Genomic DNA, 19,636 nt, shown 5'->3' with positions numbered 1-19,636 from the left:
TATTATCATACCATGCGGCTTTGCGGTTTGTCAAACGTCTTTTTGAGATCTCTCGGGATCCATTGAAGGGAGCGTGTTCCACCAGATGATCGACGAGAAGGGTTGGGAGCAAGAACAAGAGCGGCTGGCGCTGGTGACGGAGAAGCTGCAAGAGAGAATTACCGAGATTGAGCCGGAGGTAGCGGGTCTGCGCGATCAAGCGACGGACCTTCGCAGACGATTCTGGGAAGAAGTGACGGTGAACACGGGCAGCGACGAAGACTTTGAAGAGACCTTCCATAGCATCAAGCAGCAAGAGGCGCTGTTATCCGAACGGGAGCGAAGCCACCGGCTCCGCATGCAGCAATGGCAAGGCATGAAGCGGCTGCTGCCTTCGCCGTACTTCGGGCGCATTGATTATCAAGAGGATGGGCTGAAGGATATCGAGCAGATCTATATCGGCGTCTCGTCCTTCGTCGACAAGGACGGCATGAGCTTCCTGGTATACGATTGGCGTACGCCGATCGCCAGCATCTATTACGACTATTCGCCGGGAGCTGCCGCCTACGACACGCCGGGCGGCAGTGTCGCGGGGACGATGACGCTCAAGCGGCAGTACCAAATTAGAGAAGGCAGCTTGCTAAATGTATTCGACACGAGTCTGACAATTGGCGACGAACTGCTGCAGCAGGTACTGGGTAAAGGCGCGGATTCGCAGATGAAGAGCATCGTGGCGACCATCCAGCGGGAGCAGAATGCGATCATCCGCGACGACCGAAGCCGAATGCTCATCGTGCAAGGGGCGGCCGGAAGCGGGAAGACGTCTGCGGCGCTGCAGCGAGTTGCCTATTTGCTGTACAAACACCGCGACAGGCTCCGGGCGGATCAGATTGTACTATTCTCCCCGAATCCGATGTTCAACAGCTATGTCTCTACCGTGCTTCCCGAGCTGGGCGAAGAGAATATGCAGCAGACGACGTTCCAGGAATATCTGGAGCATTGGCTCGGATCGGCATACCGGCTCGAGGATCCGTTCGATCAGATCGAGTTTGTGCTGACCGGACACGAGTCGGAAGGCTATGAGGCTAGGCTGAAGGGGATCGAATATAAGGCGTCGACGGCTTTCCTTCAAGCTCTCCAGAGGTATGCGCAATGGTTGGGACACGAGGGCATGCGGTTCAATGGCTTCTGCTTCCAGGAACGGGAGTTGATCTCCGCTGAGCAGATGGCCTCCCGATTCTACAGCTATGATCCTTCCACACGCGTATCCAATCGAGTGGCTCTGCTGCAAGAATGGCTGCTGGACCAGCTGTCGGTATTAGAGCGCCAGGAGCGGGAAGCGCTTTGGGTGCAGGAGGAGATGAACTATCTCGACAACGAGCAGTATGCCGCGGTGTTCCGCGAACTCCACCAAGAGAGGGGAGTGTTCGACTTCGCCGAGCAATATGAAGTGGCCCGAGAGTTCATCTTGGGCAAGAGCCGGCGGGACGAGAGCGACTTCGATTACGCCGATCGAGAGGAACAGCTGCTGCGCCGCATGATCGTGAAGGAGCGCTTCCAACCGCTGAGGCAACAGGTGAAGCGGCTGGCGTTCATCGATATGGCCGGATTGTACGCCCAATTGTTCGGCAACGCAGACGAATACCGAAGGATGACGGATGGGGCTGAAGCGCCCGAGCTGTGGCCGGAGATCTGCAGACAGACGAAGGAGCAGATGAACCGGCGTGCACTCAACTATGAAGACGCGACGCCTTACTTGTATTTGAAGGAGCTCGTGGAGGGCGTTCGGTCAAGTTCGGAGGTGCGGCATGTGTTCATCGATGAGGGACAGGACTACTCGATGTTCCAATATGAGTTCCTCAAGAAGCTGTTCCCCCGCGCCCGCATGACGGTGCTCGGCGACTTCGGCCAGGCGATCTACACACAGGCGACGGAATTGGACGGAGGCGGGGAATCGCCATTAGTGCATCTCTACGGAGAGTCGGAGACGACGCTGTACCGCCTCGTTTGCAGTTATCGGTCCACGCGCGAGATCGTGAAGTTCACGAAGGCGCTGCTGCCGGGAGGACGGGAGATCGTGCCGTTCGACAGGGGCGGCGAGAAACCGCGCCTGATCAAGGCGGAGAACGCCGAGCAGCGTGCGGCGGCGATCGCATCGGATCTCTCGTCGCTGCAGGCGGAGGGCTTCTACTCTATCGCGGTCATAGCGAGAACAGCGGCCCAAAGCAGCGAAGCTTACGAGCAATTGATCGCACAAGGCTGCCCGTCGCTGAGGCTAATCACGAAGGAGACGCCGACGTTCGGGAAGGGGGCGATGGTCATTCCCGCGTATCTGGCGAAGGGCGTGGAGTTCGACGCCGTGCTGATCTATGACGCTTCTTCGACGACGTATCATCGGGAGAGCGAACGCAAGCTGTTCTATACGGCATGCACGCGCGCGATGCACCGGCTTCAGCTGTATGCGACAGGCGAATGGACGCCGTTCCTTCAAGAGGCGGATGCATCTTTGTATGAGGCAGACGAGTAAGGATGGCCGTTTACAACAGAGGGAATGAAGAGGTTCATATGACTTTAATTAGCCGAAGTTCACTACTTGGCAGAGATAGGTAGAGGTATGATCAGAGATATGATATGGTTGGGGGGAGTACAAGTTGAAGGAGCTTTAACGAGATGACATCCGCTTTGCCGCATAGGCATTGGTTCGATTATGTATTCCTAAGCATTCGCACGCTATGGTTTCTCGCTGGAGTCAACTACATCGTTAGTAATCCCGGCAATTACAATCACGGAAGTCATCTGCTCGGCGCTGCCGGGATGCTGGGGGTGGCGCTCTCCTTCTTCTTCATCATCTATCTGGTCCCGCTAGTCTTGTATATGCGGCAGAGACGATTGACCGTCTATCCGGTAATTGCGGAGATGGCGCTGAGCGGCGCATTCAATTGCTTCTTCGAGGGGAACTCCACCAACGAGTTCGCGTTCTACAATCTGCCAGCGCTGGCGATGGCGTATATGAGCGGCAGCCGGCTAGGCATCGGGTTGGCGGTCTCCTCTGTCGTCGCGACGCCGCTTCTTGCCTCTCTAGTCTGGGGGTTTGGGCTTGAGTCTGCGGTCAATATTATCGTTGACGGTTTGATCTTTCTCGCCATCGGCTACAGCTTCCGCAAGCTGGTGTCTTCGTTCTTCCAAATTAAGCGGATGAACGGCATCATCGGAGAGCAGAATCGAACGCTTGAGCTCTACGCCAATCAGATCGAGCAATTAACGCTGACGCAGGAGAGGAGCAGGCTGTCCCGAGAGCTTCACGATACGGTCGGACATACCTTCACGACAACGATCACCGGCATGGATGCCGTCTATTACCTGATCGATGCGGATCGAGAGGAAGCCAAGAGGAGTCTCCGCGAGCTGCTGGACGTTACCCGCAGCGGGTTAGATGAAGTGCGGCGCCATATTCATCAGATCGCTCCGGAGGGAGAGGAACGCTCCCTAACTCTTGTATTGTCCGGGATAGCGCGTGAGTTCGCCTCCTTCACGGATACCGCTGTCGATTATGATGCGGAGGGTGAGGAGTATCCCGTTCCGGAAAATGTACGTACGGCGCTGGTCCGATGCGTCCAGGAAGCGTTGACGAACGCAAAGAAGCATGGATTCGCGACAGCGATTCGAATCAGGCTCACGTATCACCCCGATCGCCTTCAGCTCATCGTTAAGGATAACGGCGCCGGCACGAACCAGCTCGTGGAAGGCTTCGGCTTGCATGCGATGGGGGAGAGAATCTCGAACGCGCATGGCTCGCTGCATGTCGCCTCATCGCCTGGGTACGGAGTGACGATTGAATGCCATATTCCGGCCTTATGGCGCGCGGAAATAAGACAGAGTGAAGGCGCGTGAGCGCCAAATGGAAGTTCACTTTAAGTTGGAGTGATCGACACAATGAAAGAAATTACAGTATTAATCGCAGAAGACCAAGATATTATCCGCAAAAGTCTGGGCATTGTCCTCAATCTGCACCCAGATCTTGAAGTCGTAGGAACGGCATCTAACGGTGCGGAAGCGGTTGAGATGACGAACCGGCTGCAGCCGAAGATTATTCTCATGGACATCCAGATGCCCGTCATGGACGGCGTCGAAGCTACAAGGCAGATCAAGAAGATTCGCCCTGATTCGAAAGTCATCATGCTCACCACGTTCCAAGATACCGAGATGGTCGCGGGCGCTCTGCATGCGGGAGCGGAAGGATACATTCTGAAGGCGATCGATCCGGCAGATTTGGCCGCCGCCATCCGATTGGTGAGCCGAGGCGAGACGATGATCTCCCAAGAAGTGGCCAGGTCGCTGTTCGCGCGATCCTTGTCAGGCCCCGTCGCGAAGGATTCGGAATACGGCTTGACCGAACGGGAGCTTCAAGTGCTCAAGTGCATATCCGACGGATTGGCCAACCGGGACATCGCGGACAAGCTGTATCTGTCGGAAGGAACTGTGAAGAATTATATTTCCAATATCTATTCCAAGCTGAACGTGCACAACCGCGCATCCGCGCTGAAGAAAGCATCGGAGGAAGGGCTGTTCTCATGACTCTTTCTATCCGTTAGTCACTAGGCGAATGTGACTTTTTCTCGATACCATACGTTTCGAAGGCAAAATTAAACGTAGAGGTGTCGATAAGAAGTGTTCAAATCATTGAAGGATTCTCACAAAACCATTTGTTTCACCGTTATTGTCTTGTTACTCGCTCTCGGCTTCAGCTATATTCCGGGGATGCTCGGATTCACGTATATGCTCACGCCGACTCTAGCCGTGCTGATCATGATGCTGGTCGTCACCCGAGACGGCTACACGAAGGCAGGGTGGAAGCGGCTTGGGCTGCACAAGCTCGGCCTGAAGGGCTGGGCTGCGGCGCTGCTGGTGCCGGTGCTGCCGCTCGCCGCCAGCTTCGCGGCGGTATGGTTAACGGGCTTATCGTCCCTGGTCGTCCGCGATGACTTCGAAGGGATTAGCTGGACGATGTTCCTTCCCGTCATGATCTTCATCTTCGTCAAGACGGTTCTGACCAATTCCTTGGGCGAAGAGCTCGGATGGCGCGGTTATCTTCTTCCGGTCATGATGGGATCGATGGGCAAGAAGCCAGCGATGCTGCTAAATGGGGTCATTCATGGGGTATGGCACTTCCCGCTGATCATCAATACGGACGCATACCATGCTGGTGAACAGCTGTGGATTCTGCTGCCGCTTACTGTAGCCAGCACAACCTTCCTTGCTCCCGTAATCGGAGAGGTGCGCCTTCGCACCGGCAGCGTCTGGACCTCGTCTATCTTCCATACGATGCATAACTGGCTGTGGTTAATCCTCGGCACATTGACGGTGAACCACTCGGAATCGGCCCAATACATCTCCGGCGATATGAGCATTGTTGTCGTGCTGTTCTATGCGGCATTCACATTCTATCTTTGGAATCGCAAGGCATCGACCGACGCTAGAGCGCCGATGGCTCGCTTCGAATCCTGAGTCTTGGAGGGAGAGAGAGGGTGATCCTATCCATTCTATTCTAGTGATCCTCGGTATCGTCTTCTTCGACTTGGGCTTTTGCGGTACCATCAGCGGCTTCGTTCACGGGTCAACTGCCTCTTTCATGTTCTACAACGGTCTGCCTGACTCCGTTGAGATGGGCGCGAATATCGTCTTAATTGCGGTAAGCTTGTTCATCTTAGGAGCGCTGCGTAGAGGCATGATGAGCAAGGCGCAGCGATAAGGATGGGACGTGGTTCACGTTCCTTGTAGACATTCGGTTGACGGCTGTGTCAAATAAGGGTCCGAAGATCACCTCCCTAGGCGATTCCTCATAAAGTAGTGCAGTGCATGGCGGCGCGCATTCAGCGCTGCGGGGAGGGATCATCGCGTGTCGGAGATCGTCGCTGTTGTCGGAGGGAGCGAAATATCGGCACTGCTAGCAGATCGGCTGTCGGAGTTCTGCCTGCCAATTCACAGAGACAACTGCATGGACGGCATGCCGGCGGAGGTGTCGCTCGTCGTCATCATAGACGAGAAGCCCGAGGAGACGGACCTGTACTCGGAAGAGGAGGCGATGCGGGGGACAGGCGTTCCATGGATTCGCGTCTCCGTCGCAAGCCGCGAAGCGATCATCGGTCCGTTGGTTCGGCCTGGCGTGCCGGGATGTTCTCTGTGTGCCCGTACGCGAATGCACAATGCCAGCCTTCAGTTAGGCTCGTCGGAATCGGTGCTGCCAGATGGCCAACTGATCGAATCAAGTCAAGCGGAGCCGATAAGCTCTTCGATGGCGAATGAACATATCGCCCATTTCGTTGCGGAGGAGACGATGCGACTGCTGGAGATACGCCCGGTGAGCACGGAATGCGGCGTCTACATCGTCCAGCGGGACACGCTGCGAAGCTCGCTTCATTCGTTCCTGCCCGACCCGCTCTGTCCGATCTGCGGCAGTTTGCCATTCGATTCTCCGGAGCGGGCGATGATCTCCTTGTCATCTCGGATTAAGCCGGATCCCGACACCTACCGAATTAAGCCGTTGGCGGAATGGAGCGGACTGCTGCTCAAGCAATTCTACGATCCCCGAACAGGCATCATCAACGGCGTATTCCACGACTATCAAGCGCCGATCGCCTCCACTAGCGTAACGGTACCGTCGTTCACCTACGGCATCGAGATCGCCGGCGGACGCGGCAGCACCTACAGCCGAAGCATGACGGCAGCGATGCTGGAAGCATTGGAGCGCCACTGCGCGCGAATGCCGCAGCGTAATCGAATGGCGGTTTGCGACAGCTATAATCGCCTAACGTCCGAGGCGCTCGATCCGCGCACCGCCGGACTCTACCGCGATGAGCAATACGCTATGCCGGAGTTCCCCTTCGAGCCGTTCGACCCGGAGGAGCCGATCGATTGGGTATGGGGCTGCAGCCTGACGAAGCAGAAGCCGATTCTCGTCCCGCGAAGCCTTGCTTATTATAGCTCTAGCAGCGGCGAGAGCTGGGTGAACGAAGGCTCGAACGGCTGCGCGATCGGGGGGAGTTTGGAGGAAGCGATCCTGCACGGCCTCCTCGAGGTTATCGAACGGGATTCCTTCCTCATCACATGGTATGCGCGCTTGCCGCTCCGGCAGCTGGATGTCTTGTCATCGGGGGATCAATATTTAACGTCATTAATTAATCGCATTAAACGTGCATCCGATTATGACGTGCGCCTATACAACATGACGATGGAGCATGGCATCCCGGCTGTTCTGGCGGTGGCTAAGTCCGTGTCCAATCGCTCTGGCCGGATGAATCTGATCTGCGCGGCGGGAGCACACTTGGATCCGCTGCATGCAGCCCGAAGCGCGGTCCGGGAGGCGGCCGGGCTGATGGGCGGTCTGCAGAACATTTTCGAACGGGATCAAGAACGGCTGGCGCCGATGCTTCATGATTCGTCGCTGGTGGAGCGGATGGAAGATCATGCTCTGCTATATGGATTGCCGCAAGCGGAGGAGAGGCTGTCCTTCCTGCTGGAACAGCGCTTGCCGCCGATATCGTTCCGTGAAGCGTTCGGCCGGCCGAGCAAGCAGCTAGATCTGGCCGATGATGTACGCGGGGCTGTTCGGACGTTGGACCGTCTGGGGATGGAGGTTATCGCGGTGAACCAGACGACGCCGGAGGTTGAGTGCATTGGCCTGCATTGCGTCAAGGTGCTAGTTCCGGGTATGCTGCCGATGACGTTCGGTCATTCGCTGACACGGCTTGCGGGACTAGACCGCGTCCTACGCGTGTCAGCCGAATTGGGCTATGCGCAGGAGACGATCGCTTATGAATCGCTTAACCCGCATCCGCATCCTTTTCCCTGAAGCCGCCTTTGTCCGAATCGCCGCCCGCTTGACTGTGCTGGTGCGGAATATCGCTGAATCTGTGCGTTCGTACAGACAGGACGTATACCCCCGCCATATGTTAGAAGGGTGATGACGAATCACACAATCGTTACAAAGGTGGTGACAACTATGGGATATCCTGTCGCAGGCTCGTGCGGAGGGTACGGCGGCGGCGGTGCAGCCGCATTTGTTCTGGTCCTGTTCATTCTGCTGGTAATCATTCTTGCAGCTGGTTGGGCCATCTAATAGGGGATTCGTCTTGTCGGACAGCTGGCGTAGCCCATACGCCAGTTGTCTTTTTTTACATAGATAGTACGGCGATAGTGGGCTGACAACTTGCGTTATGGCGGCTTGTCCGGGTAGCGGTCATATGCAGCGCGGCATATAGTGAATAGACGCATACCTAGGAGAGGAAGGCGAGCCAAGTTGAATGTTGTGCTGCAATCCCCGGATCTGACGCTTAGCGCCGATTCTAATGCCGTGCTCAATTACATGCGGGATTCCCGCAACTACATTACACAGCTGTTCGGAGAGCAACTGCCTGCTATTAGCAACGGATTCTTTAATGTACGTATGAGTCAGGGCGTCATGATCACCCCCCATTGGCATACGAATGTGGATGAGATGGTTATTCTGCTGTCGGGAGAAGTGCTGACTTCCGTATTCAATCCGTTCACGCAGGGGCTCATGACGTACCATCTGAAGCCAGGTCAGGTGTCGATGCTCCCGAAGGGCTGGTTCCACTGGATCGTTGCGCTGACCGACAACGTCCATCTGCTGACAATCTTCTCCGAGCCGACGCCTGATATTGTGTACGGCTCCGACTTCCTGCGATTCCTGCCGAAGGAGATCGCAAGCCGAGCATACTGCGTGAACGAGGCTGCCTATGCGCAAGCAGTGGCGCCAATTCAAGCGTCCGTCATCTTCGGTCCGCCGATTGGGTGCGGAGTGCCGGGAGGGATGACGGCGGGAGCCGGGATGGTTGCGGGAGCCGGTACTGGAGCAGGCGTTGGGATGGGGGCGGGAGCTGGTACTGGAACAGGCGTTGGCGTTGGACCCTGGACGGGAGCTGGCGTAGGCGCATACGCCATGACCGGATACGGGGCAGGGGCTTATGATGAAATGAGACAGGAGCCGCAGGAATCCGAATCCATCTGGCCGGGCGCGGCTCCGTATTGGAGCTTCTAAACAAAGGTAAGTGTCACGCAGAAGGCATGGGTTGCGAAGAAGGCAAGAGTTGCGAAGAGACCGATAGACTTGGCGAATCGCCGGGTTTGTCGGTTTTATTTTATTGCATTAATTATGCGAATCGTTGATGGTGCGAGGCGGCCGTTTGCTTGGATAGGCAGGGATGAAGGGATAACAAAGAATGCTCAGAATAAAGAAGCTCCATAGGCTTGGAAAACCCGCTAACCCAACATAGAAGCCAACTGGGATGGATAAGACAAAGCTGATGTACTTGAGCGCGGGCAGCCGGACGAAGAAGGCTGCGACGACGAGCAGGGCCGGGCATACGAGTAAGCTGAAGACGATCACTTGAGTAGATGATTCCGGTGGAAGAGAGGAATAAGGATTGAGATACAAGAGGCTTAGTGACAGAGAGATCGTCACTGCCGGCGCTAGCAACGGAAGCAATCGTATCAAGCGCTTCATCTGAATCCCTCCTGCAATATGAACTGACAATTGCTGTCGACCGCAATATCGACTGTATAATAATAGAATAGCAGTAGTTGAGGGGGAGAGCCATGGATAGAGCATGTAGGATTCCGCGAGCGCACACGGGAAGGGAACGACTTGCTGCTGCGTGCGCTGAAGGAATTGATTTAGAAGGGCGGCTCTCTCCGGTTCTTGACGACAGCGCTTTGGGCTGCCGTCAAGAGTTTCTTTTTCGCGCGTGGGAGGGTATAGTCGAGGAAGAGTGTCTACTTCTGTCGAAATAATGAGATGAAGACAAACAGCTGCGGAAGAGAGGAGAAACGGATGAAGGCTTACTGGCCGATTGGCCTGTTCGGGATCTTTGGCGCGCTGTCGCGCTATGAGCTTGGCCTATGGGTTCAAGATTGGCGTCCAAGCTCTTCGTTTCCGGCAGGTACGCTCATCATTAACTTAGCGGGATGCCTGCTGCTAGGCTGGTTCGCGAACTGGGCGGCGTCCAAGTCCGGCATGCCGGCTTGGTTCCGGACGGGGTTCGGGACGGGGTTCGTCGGGTCCTTCACGACCTTCTCGACCTTCAGCGTCGAGACCGTATCGCTCATGAAGGAGGATCAAGCGGGACTGGCCGCACTGTATGTGGCATCCAGTCTCATTGGAGGCTTGGCATTCGCCGCAATCGGCTACTGGATATCCCAAGCTCAATCGCGCAGAAGGACAAGGGGAGCTGAACCGTCATGATCGAAAATATGGTGTGCGTCGCGATCGGCGGCTTCTTCGGCGCTTGCGCCAGGTTCGGGCTGAGCGCGTGGGCTAGCCGGAAGTACCCGTCCGCGTTGCCATGGGCGACGCTGTTAATTAATTTGTCCGGTTCGTTCTTGCTTGGCATCATTGCGGGCTCCGACTGGAGCAACGATGTTCATTTGCTGTTAGGAACCGGATTTATGGGGGCCTATACGACGTTCTCGACCTTTAACGTCGATAACGTGCAGCTGTTCCGGAAGAGAGAATGGAAGGCGCTCGCGATTTATCTTCTAGGAAGCTACGTCTTCGGCATCGCTCTAGCCTATGCAGGGTATTTGGTAGGCAAGAGCTTGTGAGCATGTGGGAGTTGGAGGATAGAGGCTCATGGATGCCGCGCAAGAGGGTAATCCAGTTACCTACATTCGGCAAGAATGCTGAATTCTCGGACAAGAGGGTAATCCAGTTACCTACATTCGGCGAGAATGCTGAATTCTCGGACAAGAGGGTAATCCAGTTACCTACATTCGGTTAGAATGCCGAATTCTCGGACAAGAGAGTAATTCAGTTACCTACATTCGGCTAGAATGCCGAATTCTCGAGCAAGAGAGTAATTCAGTTGCCTACATTCGGCGAGAATGCTGAATTCTCGGACAAGAGGGTAATCCAGTTACCTACTTTCAAACTGTCAAGGCTGCCGCGCCCCTCATCAGCAAGAGGCTGTGCCTATCCCCGAAGGATGAGCACAGCCTCTTCTGCCGCGCGCCGCACGGCCGCTCGCAATTGCACACCGCACAATCGCTCTGCTGCAGCTTTACCGCCTGCAATTGCACACCGCACAATCGCTCTGCTGCAGCTTCATCTCCTGCAATTGCACGCGGCAATGCCGCGCTACTGCAGCTTGACCGCCTGCAATTGCGCCCGCACGCACAACTCGGCCGCCTTGAAGGCATGCTCCTGCGTCATCGCATTCTCCGTGCGGTTCAAGCAGTCGAGAATCAGCTGTCCGAAGTAGGGGTAGCCGACTTGGCCCTCAACTTGATAATGCGTCTCCCGGTCACCGTTGACGAGGAAGACGTTCGCCCCCCGCGAAGCCGCACCTACATTGGTATATTTGCGCAGCTCGATATACCCTTCGGTGCCGAGGATGAACGTTCGGCCGTCGCCCCAAGTGCCGAGACCGTTCGGCGTGAACCAGTCGACGCGGAAGTAGCCGGTGGCGCCGTTGTCGGCTGCCAGCATCGCGTCGCCGAAGTCGTCGAGCTCGGGATAGTCCGGGTTGTTGTAGTTGGCGATCTGGCTGCGCACGACGTTAGCGTCCTTCGCGCCGGTGTAATAGAGGAATTGCTCGATCTGATGGCTGCCGATGTCGCACAGAATGCCGCCGTACTTCTCCTTGACGAAGAACCAATCGGGACGCGACTTCGCATTCAGCCGATGCGGTCCCATGCCGATCGTCTGGATGACGCGGCCGATCGCGCCTTGCTCGATAAGCTGGCCGGCGAAGACGGAGCCTTCCTCATGCAAGCGTTCGCTGTAGTAGACCGCATACTTGCGCCCGGTCTGCTTCACTTTGGCCCGAGCCTGCTCCAACTGCTCCAGTGTAGTAAGCGGCGCTTTGTCTGTGAAGTAGTCCTTGCCGGCGTCCATGACGCGAAGGCCCAGCGCGCATCGCTCACTTGTGACGGCGGCTCCGGCGACCAGGCGCACCTCGGGATCGTTCAGAATCTCCTCTTCGCTTCGCGCGCGCTTGACGCCGGGGAACGCCCTGCAGAAGGCGTCCATTCTCGTCTCATCTCGATCGTAGACGTACTTCAGCGTGCCGCCAGCCTCGACAAGTCCGTTGCACATGCCGTAGATATGGCCGTGATCCAGCGCGATAGCCGCGAAGACGAAGTCGCCTTGAGCTACGACGGGATTCGGTTTGCCCTTCGGGGCGTAATTCATGCCGTCCATCTTGTTCATATGTACAGCTCCATTCCCTCGTTATTTGCGATCGCGATAGTTGCCGCCGACGCTGATCTCTTGCCCGGAGCCGAGATGAGCAACGGAATTGGTCTTCTCGTAGAAATGCGGCGCGTTATCGACAAGTCCCTGGGCTGTATAATAGAGGTCGTCCTTCGCGATCGGCAGCTCGACGGTTCTCTGCTCGAAGCCGGCTTTGTAAATCGCAGTGATCAGCTCGATGGTCATGCGGCCGCTCTCTCCGGTGATGAGAGGCGTCCCGCCTGTCTCAATTGCAGCGAGCACATCGTCGATCTGCCCTTGATGGCCGGTATGCGCGAGAGGGGGCAAGCCTTCGTAATACTTCTGAAGCTCTTCCTCCAGCGCTTCGTTGCGCTGCGGGAAGCCGTTGTCCTTGGAGGTGGAGGCATAGACCTTCCACGGTGCCGAGATACGAGCGTTCTCTCCTTGGAAAATAACCTGCTGCTCTTCGCCATGATGGATGACCGAGCTGGTAACCTGTGCCACCCGGCCGCCGTCATACTGGAGAGCGGCGACGGAGATGTCTTCGATCTCCGCATTGTCGTGTGACGCGTTGCTCAGCAATGCCGCTACCTTGGTCGGCAGCCCCATCATCCAGCCGAGCATATCGATATGATGGACGGCGTGATTGAGCGTGCAGCCGCCGCCTTCAGTGGACCATCGGCCGCGCCACCAGAGGTCGTAATAGCAATGGCCGCGCCACCAGTGGGAATCGATCTGAGCGTGAACGACCCGGCCAATCAAGCCGCTGTCCAGCACGCGCTTCAGGTTCATGATCGGATCGAGGAAGCGGTTCTGCGCGACGATCGACAACACTTTGCCGCTTCGCTTCGCGGCTTCAATCATCCGGTCGCACTCCTCCAAGGAAGGGGCCATCGGCTTCTCCACTAGAACATGCTTCCCGTCGTTCAACAGGTCGATCGCGATCTCGGCGTGGCTGAACGGCGGGGTGCAGACGCTGACGAGGTCGATGTCGTCCCGGCCCAACAGTTGTTTGTGAGAGTCCAGCAGCTCAACGTTCAAGCCGAGCTGCTCTGCGCGCTTGCGGGCTGCCTCGGGAACCGTGTCCACGAAAGCCGCAATCTGGCAGCGCTCCGGAAAGGCGAGGTAGCTCTTGATATGAGCAGATGATATATTCCCGGTCCCGACGATGGCGATACGAAGCATGAGATGTTCCTCCTCTTACGAATGGGATACGCTTTCATTATAGAAGTTTAGCTTTTCCCGATAGAATGCGTTGGTTAAATATTATTTGTGCAGATTAAAGTTGTTACGAGATGGAGATTATTAGGTAGAATAGATATGAAGCTGGATTCGCATTCATCATAAGAACGGTACGGGGGGCTAATCACTTTGGAAAAAGAAAAGGGACCGGGTGCGGGCCTGCAGCATCCGACCATGACCTACTTCGTTCGCAAAATCTGCAACACGAGCTGGAAGCTGGAACCGCATCGCATCTCCTATTATGATCTTGTGTTCATGCTGGAAGGCAGTGCTGATTATCGGGTTGACGGGGTTGCCTATCATGTGCGGGAAGGGGATCTATTGCTGATTAAGCCGGGCAGCGAGCGATACGCCACGACGACCGGCATGACCTGCGTAGCGATCGACTTCAAGCTGCGCGAAGGAGAACATATCGATCTGCCAGTAGTCTCTTCCCGGAAGGACTTCGACGACTTCCAATGGCTGTTCCAGGAATTGGACTTCGAATGGCTGCAGCAGAAGGATGGGTATCAGTTGAAATGTCAGGCGATCTTCGCCCTCATTCTGCACAAGCTGCTGTTCGAAGGGCAGCACAATTCGGCCAATGTTCATGTGGAAGCCATTAAGCGATACATCGTGGAGCATTATGACGAGAAGCTGTCGGTGGCGGAAGTAGCGCGAGCAGTCAAGCTGAACCCCGTCTATTGCGGGGCGTTGTTTAAGAAGTCGGAGGGACGGTCGATCTCCGAGTTCATCAACCTCGTGCGCGTTAATCAAGCGGCTTCGCTGCTGGAGACTGGCGAGTACAACGTAGGGGAAGCGGCGGAGCGAACCGGATTCAAGGACATCTATCACTTCAGCAACACGTTCAAGCGCCTCATGGGCATGCCTCCGGGCACATATAGGAACAAGCCCGCAGCAAGCCGCAGGCTGCTGTGATATTCACATGAACAGGGTTATCCGTACACGCATGTTGGCATAATAAGTCCTATTGTTCGCGGGGCGCCAGAAAGGGAGCGATATCGCCATGAAGCTTCTATTCTTAGGAACAAGCGCCGGCCGGCCGACGCTCGTTCGCAACGTCACTTCGATCGCGCTGCAGCTTCCGGATCCGCATCATCGGTTCTGGCTGTTCGACGTCGGGGAAGGGACGCAGCATCAATTGCTCCGAACGAAGCTGAAGCTCAATCGGCTGGAGCGAATCTTCATCACCCATATGCACGGCGATCATACATACGGATTGCCCGGTCTGCTCGGGAGCCGAACGTACTACGATGGCGCGGGCCGGCTGCAGATTTTCGGTCCTCCGGGAATTCGATCATTCATCGATCACGCGATGGCAGCTAGCCAGCTGCATCTCAATTATGATCTCGAGATCACGGAAGTCGAGGAGGGACGTCTGCCGCTTGAGGACGACTTGTTCACAGTGGAGACGGCCGAGCTCCATCATCGGATTCGCTGCTTCGGTTATCGAATCAGCGAGCGCCCGAGGCCTGGCAGGCTAGATCTGGCGAAGCTGGCACAGCTCGGCGTTCCGCCCGGTCCGCTGTACGGCAAGCTCAAGCTGGGCGAGGATATCGTGCTGCCGAGCGGGGAGACGATCCGATCGGTTGACGTAGTCGGAGCCCCCGTTCCGGGGCGTATTCTCACAATACTGGGCGATACAGCTCCTTGCGAAGCCGCGGTAAGGCTTGCCGAGGATGCGGATCTGCTTGTCCATGAAGCCACGTTCAATGCGGGCTTGGAAGAGAAGGCTGTCGCTTATGGCCATTCGACGATTGCGCAAGCGGCGGAGACGGCCGCTCAGGCGAAGGCGAAGCGTTTGGCCGTGACGCATTTCAGCGCCCGGTACAGTGAGGAAGACGTAGAGCGGTTCGCGGCCGAGAATCAATCCATATTTCCGAATATTGTAGCGGCCCGCGATTATTTGGAGCTGCCTTTCTAGAAGGTCAGCTGTCGTACAAGCGCGCGATCCTTCATATCATGTACAAGTACATGGGAGGGAGGCTTGTTCGTGAACGTGCTCCTCAGCCATTTTATCCTCGGATTGTCGTTAGCCGCCCCGATCGGCCCGATTAATGCAGCGCAGATGGACAGGGGCATCCGCAGCGGATTCTGGCATGCTTGGCTGGTTGGGCTTGGGGCTATGCTGGCCGACGGCGTCTTCATGCTGCTGGTCTATTTCGGTGTCATTCATTTTCTGGACAGTCCGTTCATGCAGACGTTCTTGTGGCTGTTCGGCTTCTTCGTGCTTACTTATATCGGCGTTGAGACTTTGATCGGCGCGGGCAAGACAAGCACCCAGGATCGGCGCAGCGAAGAATCGCCCATGAAGGCATTCCTTGCCGGCTTCCTCATGTCGATCTCCAATCCGATGTCCATCCTGTTCTGGTTGGGCGTATACGGCTCGGTGCTCGCCGATATGATCGCCAAATATGAAGCGCTGGAGGTCGCTCTCTATAGCTCTACTATCATGCTTGGCATTATGCTGTGGGATCTCGTTATGGCGGTTACCGCCAGCATGTTCTGCCGCTTCTTAACGAACCGGCTGCTTGCGGGGATCTCGCTGGTTTCCGGCCTGTCGCTGGTCGGCTTCGGACTTTATTTTGGCTGGGAAGCGTATCATGTGCTGTTCGTCAGATGACCCAGCTCGCTGCTGCTTCTTCCAGTAATGACGTGACGGAACCGATGATGGCCGAGAAGCCCAGACTAATGAAGAAGCCGGGCCGGCTGATGGCATGGAAGCACGTGCCGGCGACCGCCAACGCAATTAGAGCCATCCCGGAGAGCCGCTTCGCCTGTCCCCAGAAGGACATCTTGAGAAGACGGCCTGCCGTCGCCAGTATGAACAGCCAGTTATAGAGCAGCATCAAGCCTGCCGCGGTTGTGACGTATTCATATACGCGTTCCGGCAGCAGCAGAGCGAACACAATTGAAGCCGCCAGACCTGACGCCGTCAAGGCGAGGGCGGCCCATGGCTTCCGCCGTTCATCTCCTCGATTCTTGGCGAACAGAGGCGGCGCGTCGCCGTCCTTCGCCAGCGTGACGAGCATCGTCGTGACTGCGAAGAGGGACGCCGTCATCGTCGAGAAGCCGGCAATGATCAGAATGCCGTTGAATAAGTGTGGAACGAAGGTGAGCTTGTAGTCGGCAAGCGCAACGATGAAGGGGCTTTCCTTCGCCCGGTAAGACGTCCAAGGCTCAAGGAGCAGCGTCAGACCGATGGAGACAACGTAGACCGTCCCCAGCAACAGGAGCATAATCCGGCCTGCCTTCGGCGCCTCGTCCGGCTTCTTCAGGCGCATCGCCATCAACCCCATCACTTCTAAACCGCCGTAGCCGTAAAAAGCAAAAATAAGCGCGGCCCACAATCCCGTCCAGCCGGAAGGCAGCCAATTGGTCGGCATGGCCGGGCCTTGGGCAGCCGACTTAAAGACACCGAATAGAGCCAGAAGGGCCAGAACGATGAAGATGGCGATCGCCGCAATCTTCATGAGAGCAAAACCATTCTCCCATCGTTCGAATGACTTCGTTCCAAGGATAACAATCAGCAGGCCTAACGCGCCATACCCGATGGCGAAGCACCACATCGGAATCGCCGGGAACCAGAAGCGGGAGAAGAGAGACAACGCCGTAAGCTGGCTGCCCGTAATGAGCAGCTCCGAGGACCAGTAGACCCACCCGCTGCTAAAGCCGGCCCAGCGGCCGTAGGCTGCCTTCGCGTACGAGCGGAAGGAGCCCTCCATCGGGTCCTTCGCCGTCATTCGCGCGAGATGGTTAAACACCAAATAAGCTGCGATAGCGGCTATGACGTACGCAGCGAGCACTGCCGGGCCGCCGATCTCAATGGCCAGATGCGAACCGAGGAAGAACCCCGTTCCAATCGTACAAGCAACGCCTAGAAGGGAAAGCTGCCACCAGCGAAGCTTCTTGCGGTCTTTGGCGCTTTGCGTCATTCGGCTTACTGCCTCCATCGAATTTGATCTGCAGACCAGTCGAACTTCCTTAGCATCCCGACGTTCGGTCTGATCTATCCATTGTCCAATAAATGGCCTGTTTTGAAGCCATTCACTCGGTTATAAAGCCTCCCGGAATGGATAATAAGATCGGGCTGATTCACGGCTACAAACCATTGCGGGGGGAGTTCTTGTTGAAGGGTAAGCTCGGTACGTTGTCGCTTGCGTGCGTGTTGGGGCTGTCATCGGTTCTGTTCAGCGGCTGCGGGGCAGACACCAACAATAACGGAGTGAATGCGAAGAACACGGGAAGAGGCAATCTAATCGCTGACAACAACGGCAATTATCGATCCAACAGCTTAGGGATGAATGGGACGCGCAACGGCATGCGTAACGGAGTGAACGGCACGTACCGGACGTACGGCACTGGCAATGGAACCAATCGAACGTTCGACAACGGTACGAATGGCATTCTCGACAACGACAGGAATGATAACGATGGATTGTTCGGGAATGCCAGGAACGGGTTGAACCGGATCTTCGGGAATGGAAGGAACGACACGAACGGCATCTTTGACAACGGCATGAACGGCAATGGCAATGGCAATGGCAATGGGCTGTTCGGGGCCAACGGCAATGGAACGAATGGCAGGGGGACTTACGGAGCAGGCGGAACCGGCGGCGGCACTTCCGGCGGATTCCATAGTATGAGCGCGGCCGGATCCCATGTGCTGCAGCTCGGAAGCCTGACGATTGTCGGCCAGACGGGCGGCTTAGGTACGAATGGCATGAATGGAACGGGCGGTACGACAGGCTTGTCCGGCCAGAATTGGTCCAACACAACGAGCGGTATCACCGGAACGACAGGTACTAGACCGGCCGGAAGCCGTTATAACGGGACCGGCGGCATCGGAACGTATTCTACGGGAACGGCTATGAACGGACAGACATTAACCGTCACTGGAAGCCAAGCGGTGGAAGCGATCGACCGTGTCAACCGCGCGCTGTCTTCGCCGGCTTCGCTTAGCGCCCAATCCGATACGCTCGCGAAGGATATCAGTTATATTCTGAAGCAAGCGGCTCCAACTTCGGCTGCCGCAACCCGTTAACCCATCCGGCTCAACAGGTGATCGAGGGACTGTTCCTTCTTAGGAGGAACAGTCCATTTTTCAACACAGGGGGCTTGCTTATGCAACAAGAGATGACATACGGCAGCGACTATCACTACTTGCCGCTGACATCGATTCACAGCGGGCAAGGGGAAGAGGTCGCGCCCGGCGTGTTCAGCCAAACGATCCAAATTGTGAACATCTGCTTCGTTGAGAATCGTGACGAAGGGGGCTGGGCTCTTGTCGACGCGGGGATGCCGAATTCTGCCGACGCCATCATCACAGCCGCCAAAGAACGATTCGGCGAACGTCCGCCGCAAGCGATCCTTCTGACGCATGGCCATTTCGATCATGTCGGCGCGATTATCGAATTGGTTCGGCATTGGCGTGTGCCGGTGTATGCGCACGAAGCGGAGCTTCCTTTTCTGACGGGAAGACAAGCCTATTTGCCGCCGGACCCGGCTGTGGAAGGCGGAATGGTTGCCAAACTCTCCTTCTGGTACCCGAACGAGCCGATTCATTTGGGAAGTCATGTCGGCAGCCTTCCGGCTGATCACAGCGTACCCTTTCTGCCGGAATGGCGATGGCTGCACACGCCGGGACACACGCCAGGTCATATATCGCTGTTCAGGGAGAGCGACCGTACGCTGATCGTCGGCGACGCTTTTACGACGGTGAAGCAGGAATCCCTGGTTAAGGTGTTCACCCAGGAACGGGAAATAAACGGACCGCCGAAATATTTCACTACCGATTGGCCTTCGGCGCATGAATCGGTTGCCAAACTGGAAGCGCTGAAGCCAAGAGCGGCTATTACCGGCCATGGCCTGCCGATGAAGGGCAGCGAACTCGCGGAGAGCCTTGAACGGCTGGCCCGGAATTTCGGCCGACAGGCTGTGCCTGCACACGGCCGATATGTCCCGCATTAGAAGCTTGAGAAGATCACTTTCGCCAGAAAAGCCGTTCCGCCCAGCACAACGTTAAACCATCCAAGCGCTTGAGCTGCCTTCTTCTCTGTCTTATGACCATCATCCTGGTAAGAAGGCGCGTCGATCCGCAACAGCAGCAAACCGCTGATCAAGCTTATGAGTATCGCATAGCCTTCATAACTGGAAGCGAATGTGCCGGTACCCAATCGGGACGAC

The 19,636-nt window shown here is 56.4% G+C and carries 18 protein-coding genes; 14 read left to right on the top strand and 4 right to left on the bottom strand.

Annotated elements, in window-relative coordinates; translation table 11 throughout:
* The first annotated feature begins 85 nt into the window (after positions 1-85).
* The 9 genes from helD to crcB (H4Q31_RS11065) all read left to right on the top strand — a co-directional run bounded on the left by helD (position 86) and on the right by crcB (H4Q31_RS11065) (position 10,599).
* On the top strand, positions 86-2,506 hold the full coding sequence (gene helD, locus H4Q31_RS11105) for an RNA polymerase recycling motor HelD (protein WP_221626810.1): 2,421 nt from the start codon (positions 86-88) through the stop codon (positions 2,504-2,506).
* Between the two features lie 143 nt (positions 2,507-2,649).
* Positions 2,650-3,870, top strand: a complete 1,221-nt coding sequence (locus tag H4Q31_RS11100; RefSeq protein WP_185179145.1) for a sensor histidine kinase — start codon at positions 2,650-2,652, stop codon at positions 3,868-3,870.
* 42 nt (positions 3,871-3,912) lie between these two features.
* Positions 3,913-4,554, top strand: coding sequence for a response regulator (locus H4Q31_RS11095; RefSeq protein ID WP_185179144.1), 642 nt, complete (start codon positions 3,913-3,915; stop codon positions 4,552-4,554).
* 93 nt (positions 4,555-4,647) lie between these two features.
* Positions 4,648-5,484 carry a type II CAAX endopeptidase family protein gene (locus H4Q31_RS21785; RefSeq protein ID WP_185179143.1) on the top strand — a complete coding sequence of 279 codons (837 nt, stop codon included), beginning with the start codon at positions 4,648-4,650 and terminating at the stop codon, positions 5,482-5,484.
* A 391-nt stretch (positions 5,485-5,875) separates the two neighbouring features.
* The gene (locus H4Q31_RS11085; RefSeq protein ID WP_185179142.1) at positions 5,876-7,828 is read left to right on the top strand and encodes a TOMM precursor leader peptide-binding protein; all 1,953 of its coding nucleotides are present in this window, start codon (positions 5,876-5,878) and stop codon (positions 7,826-7,828) included.
* A gap of 150 nt (positions 7,829-7,978) precedes the next feature.
* Positions 7,979-8,095: a sporulation protein YjcZ gene (locus H4Q31_RS11080; RefSeq protein WP_185179141.1), complete on the top strand. Its 117-nt coding sequence runs from the start codon at positions 7,979-7,981 to the stop codon at positions 8,093-8,095.
* Positions 8,096-8,284: 189 nt separating this feature from the next.
* Complete coding sequence (locus tag H4Q31_RS11075; protein ID WP_311771722.1) at positions 8,285-9,037, top strand: cupin domain-containing protein; 753 nt, start codon at positions 8,285-8,287, stop codon at positions 9,035-9,037.
* Positions 9,038-9,829: 792 nt separating this feature from the next.
* Positions 9,830-10,240 carry a fluoride efflux transporter CrcB gene (gene crcB, locus H4Q31_RS11070; RefSeq protein WP_185179140.1) on the top strand — a complete coding sequence of 137 codons (411 nt, stop codon included), beginning with the start codon at positions 9,830-9,832 and terminating at the stop codon, positions 10,238-10,240.
* Positions 10,237-10,599, top strand: coding sequence for a fluoride efflux transporter CrcB (gene crcB, locus H4Q31_RS11065; RefSeq protein WP_185179139.1), 363 nt, complete (start codon positions 10,237-10,239; stop codon positions 10,597-10,599). The genes crcB (H4Q31_RS11070) and crcB (H4Q31_RS11065) overlap by 4 nt, the downstream gene beginning before the upstream one ends.
* Positions 10,600-11,131: 532 nt before the next feature.
* Here crcB (H4Q31_RS11065) and H4Q31_RS11060 read toward each other — a convergent pair.
* Both H4Q31_RS11060 and H4Q31_RS11055 read right to left on the bottom strand, forming a co-directional pair.
* Entirely contained in the window at positions 11,132-12,205 is a 1,074-nt protein-coding gene (locus H4Q31_RS11060; RefSeq protein WP_185179138.1) for a Gfo/Idh/MocA family protein, read from the bottom strand.
* A 21-nt stretch (positions 12,206-12,226) separates the two neighbouring features.
* Complete coding sequence (locus tag H4Q31_RS11055; RefSeq protein WP_185179137.1) at positions 12,227-13,393, bottom strand: Gfo/Idh/MocA family protein; 1,167 nt, start codon at positions 13,391-13,393, stop codon at positions 12,227-12,229.
* A gap of 186 nt (positions 13,394-13,579) precedes the next feature.
* Here H4Q31_RS11055 and H4Q31_RS11050 point away from each other — a divergent pair, with 186 nt between their 5' ends.
* From H4Q31_RS11050 to H4Q31_RS11040, 3 genes are all read left to right on the top strand, one after another.
* Positions 13,580-14,368 (top strand): helix-turn-helix domain-containing protein, encoded by a 789-nt coding sequence (locus H4Q31_RS11050; protein WP_209703598.1) that lies wholly within the window; start codon positions 13,580-13,582, stop codon positions 14,366-14,368.
* Positions 14,369-14,456: 88 nt separating this feature from the next.
* Complete coding sequence (rnz, locus tag H4Q31_RS11045; protein ID WP_185179136.1) at positions 14,457-15,374, top strand: ribonuclease Z; 918 nt, start codon at positions 14,457-14,459, stop codon at positions 15,372-15,374.
* A gap of 69 nt (positions 15,375-15,443) precedes the next feature.
* The gene (locus H4Q31_RS11040) at positions 15,444-16,073 is read left to right on the top strand and encodes a LysE family transporter (protein ID WP_185179135.1); all 630 of its coding nucleotides are present in this window, start codon (positions 15,444-15,446) and stop codon (positions 16,071-16,073) included.
* Here H4Q31_RS11040 and H4Q31_RS11035 read toward each other — a convergent pair.
* A complete protein-coding gene (locus H4Q31_RS11035) occupies positions 16,066-17,385 on the bottom strand; it encodes an amino acid permease (protein ID WP_185179134.1) in 1,320 nt (439 codons plus the stop codon). The genes H4Q31_RS11040 and H4Q31_RS11035 overlap by 8 nt on opposite strands.
* Before the next feature lie 194 nt (positions 17,386-17,579).
* Between H4Q31_RS11035 and H4Q31_RS11030 the strand changes: the two genes are divergently transcribed.
* Together H4Q31_RS11030 and H4Q31_RS11025 are read left to right on the top strand one after the other, a co-directional pair.
* Complete coding sequence (locus H4Q31_RS11030; protein ID WP_185179133.1) at positions 17,580-18,494, top strand: hypothetical protein; 915 nt, start codon at positions 17,580-17,582, stop codon at positions 18,492-18,494.
* Between the two features lie 80 nt (positions 18,495-18,574).
* Positions 18,575-19,420 (top strand): MBL fold metallo-hydrolase, encoded by an 846-nt coding sequence (locus tag H4Q31_RS11025; protein ID WP_185179132.1) that lies wholly within the window; start codon positions 18,575-18,577, stop codon positions 19,418-19,420.
* On the opposite strand, the gene H4Q31_RS11020 is transcribed toward H4Q31_RS11025, so the two are convergent.
* Entirely contained in the window at positions 19,417-19,626 is a 210-nt protein-coding gene (locus tag H4Q31_RS11020; RefSeq protein ID WP_185179131.1) for a CLC_0170 family protein, read from the bottom strand. The two genes, H4Q31_RS11025 and H4Q31_RS11020, sit on opposite strands and share 4 nt — an antisense overlap.
* Positions 19,627-19,636 lie beyond the last annotated feature (10 nt).

This window comes from Cohnella lubricantis (assembly GCF_014212015.1).
GTDB lineage: Bacteria > Bacillota > Bacilli > Paenibacillales > Paenibacillaceae > Cohnella > Cohnella lubricantis.
This window is presented reverse-complemented; position numbering and strand designations above follow the sequence as displayed.

Coding starts and splice junctions, on each gene's coding strand:
- helD (WP_221626810.1), top strand. CDS start 86: ATGATCGACGAGAAGGGTTGGGAGCAAGAACAAGAGCGGCTGGCGCTG.
- H4Q31_RS11100 (WP_185179145.1), top strand. CDS start 2,650: ATGACATCCGCTTTGCCGCATAGGCATTGGTTCGATTATGTATTCCTA.
- H4Q31_RS11095 (WP_185179144.1), top strand. CDS start 3,913: ATGAAAGAAATTACAGTATTAATCGCAGAAGACCAAGATATTATCCGC.
- H4Q31_RS11080 (WP_185179141.1), top strand. CDS start 7,979: ATGGGATATCCTGTCGCAGGCTCGTGCGGAGGGTACGGCGGCGGCGGT.
- crcB (WP_185179140.1), top strand. CDS start 9,830: ATGAAGGCTTACTGGCCGATTGGCCTGTTCGGGATCTTTGGCGCGCTG.
- crcB (WP_185179139.1), top strand. CDS start 10,237: ATGATCGAAAATATGGTGTGCGTCGCGATCGGCGGCTTCTTCGGCGCT.
- H4Q31_RS11060 (WP_185179138.1), bottom strand. CDS start 12,205: ATGAACAAGATGGACGGCATGAATTACGCCCCGAAGGGCAAACCGAAT.
- H4Q31_RS11055 (WP_185179137.1), bottom strand. CDS start 13,393: ATGCTTCGTATCGCCATCGTCGGGACCGGGAATATATCATCTGCTCAT.
- rnz (WP_185179136.1), top strand. CDS start 14,457: ATGAAGCTTCTATTCTTAGGAACAAGCGCCGGCCGGCCGACGCTCGTT.
- H4Q31_RS11035 (WP_185179134.1), bottom strand. CDS start 17,385: ATGACGCAAAGCGCCAAAGACCGCAAGAAGCTTCGCTGGTGGCAGCTT.
- H4Q31_RS11025 (WP_185179132.1), top strand. CDS start 18,575: ATGCAACAAGAGATGACATACGGCAGCGACTATCACTACTTGCCGCTG.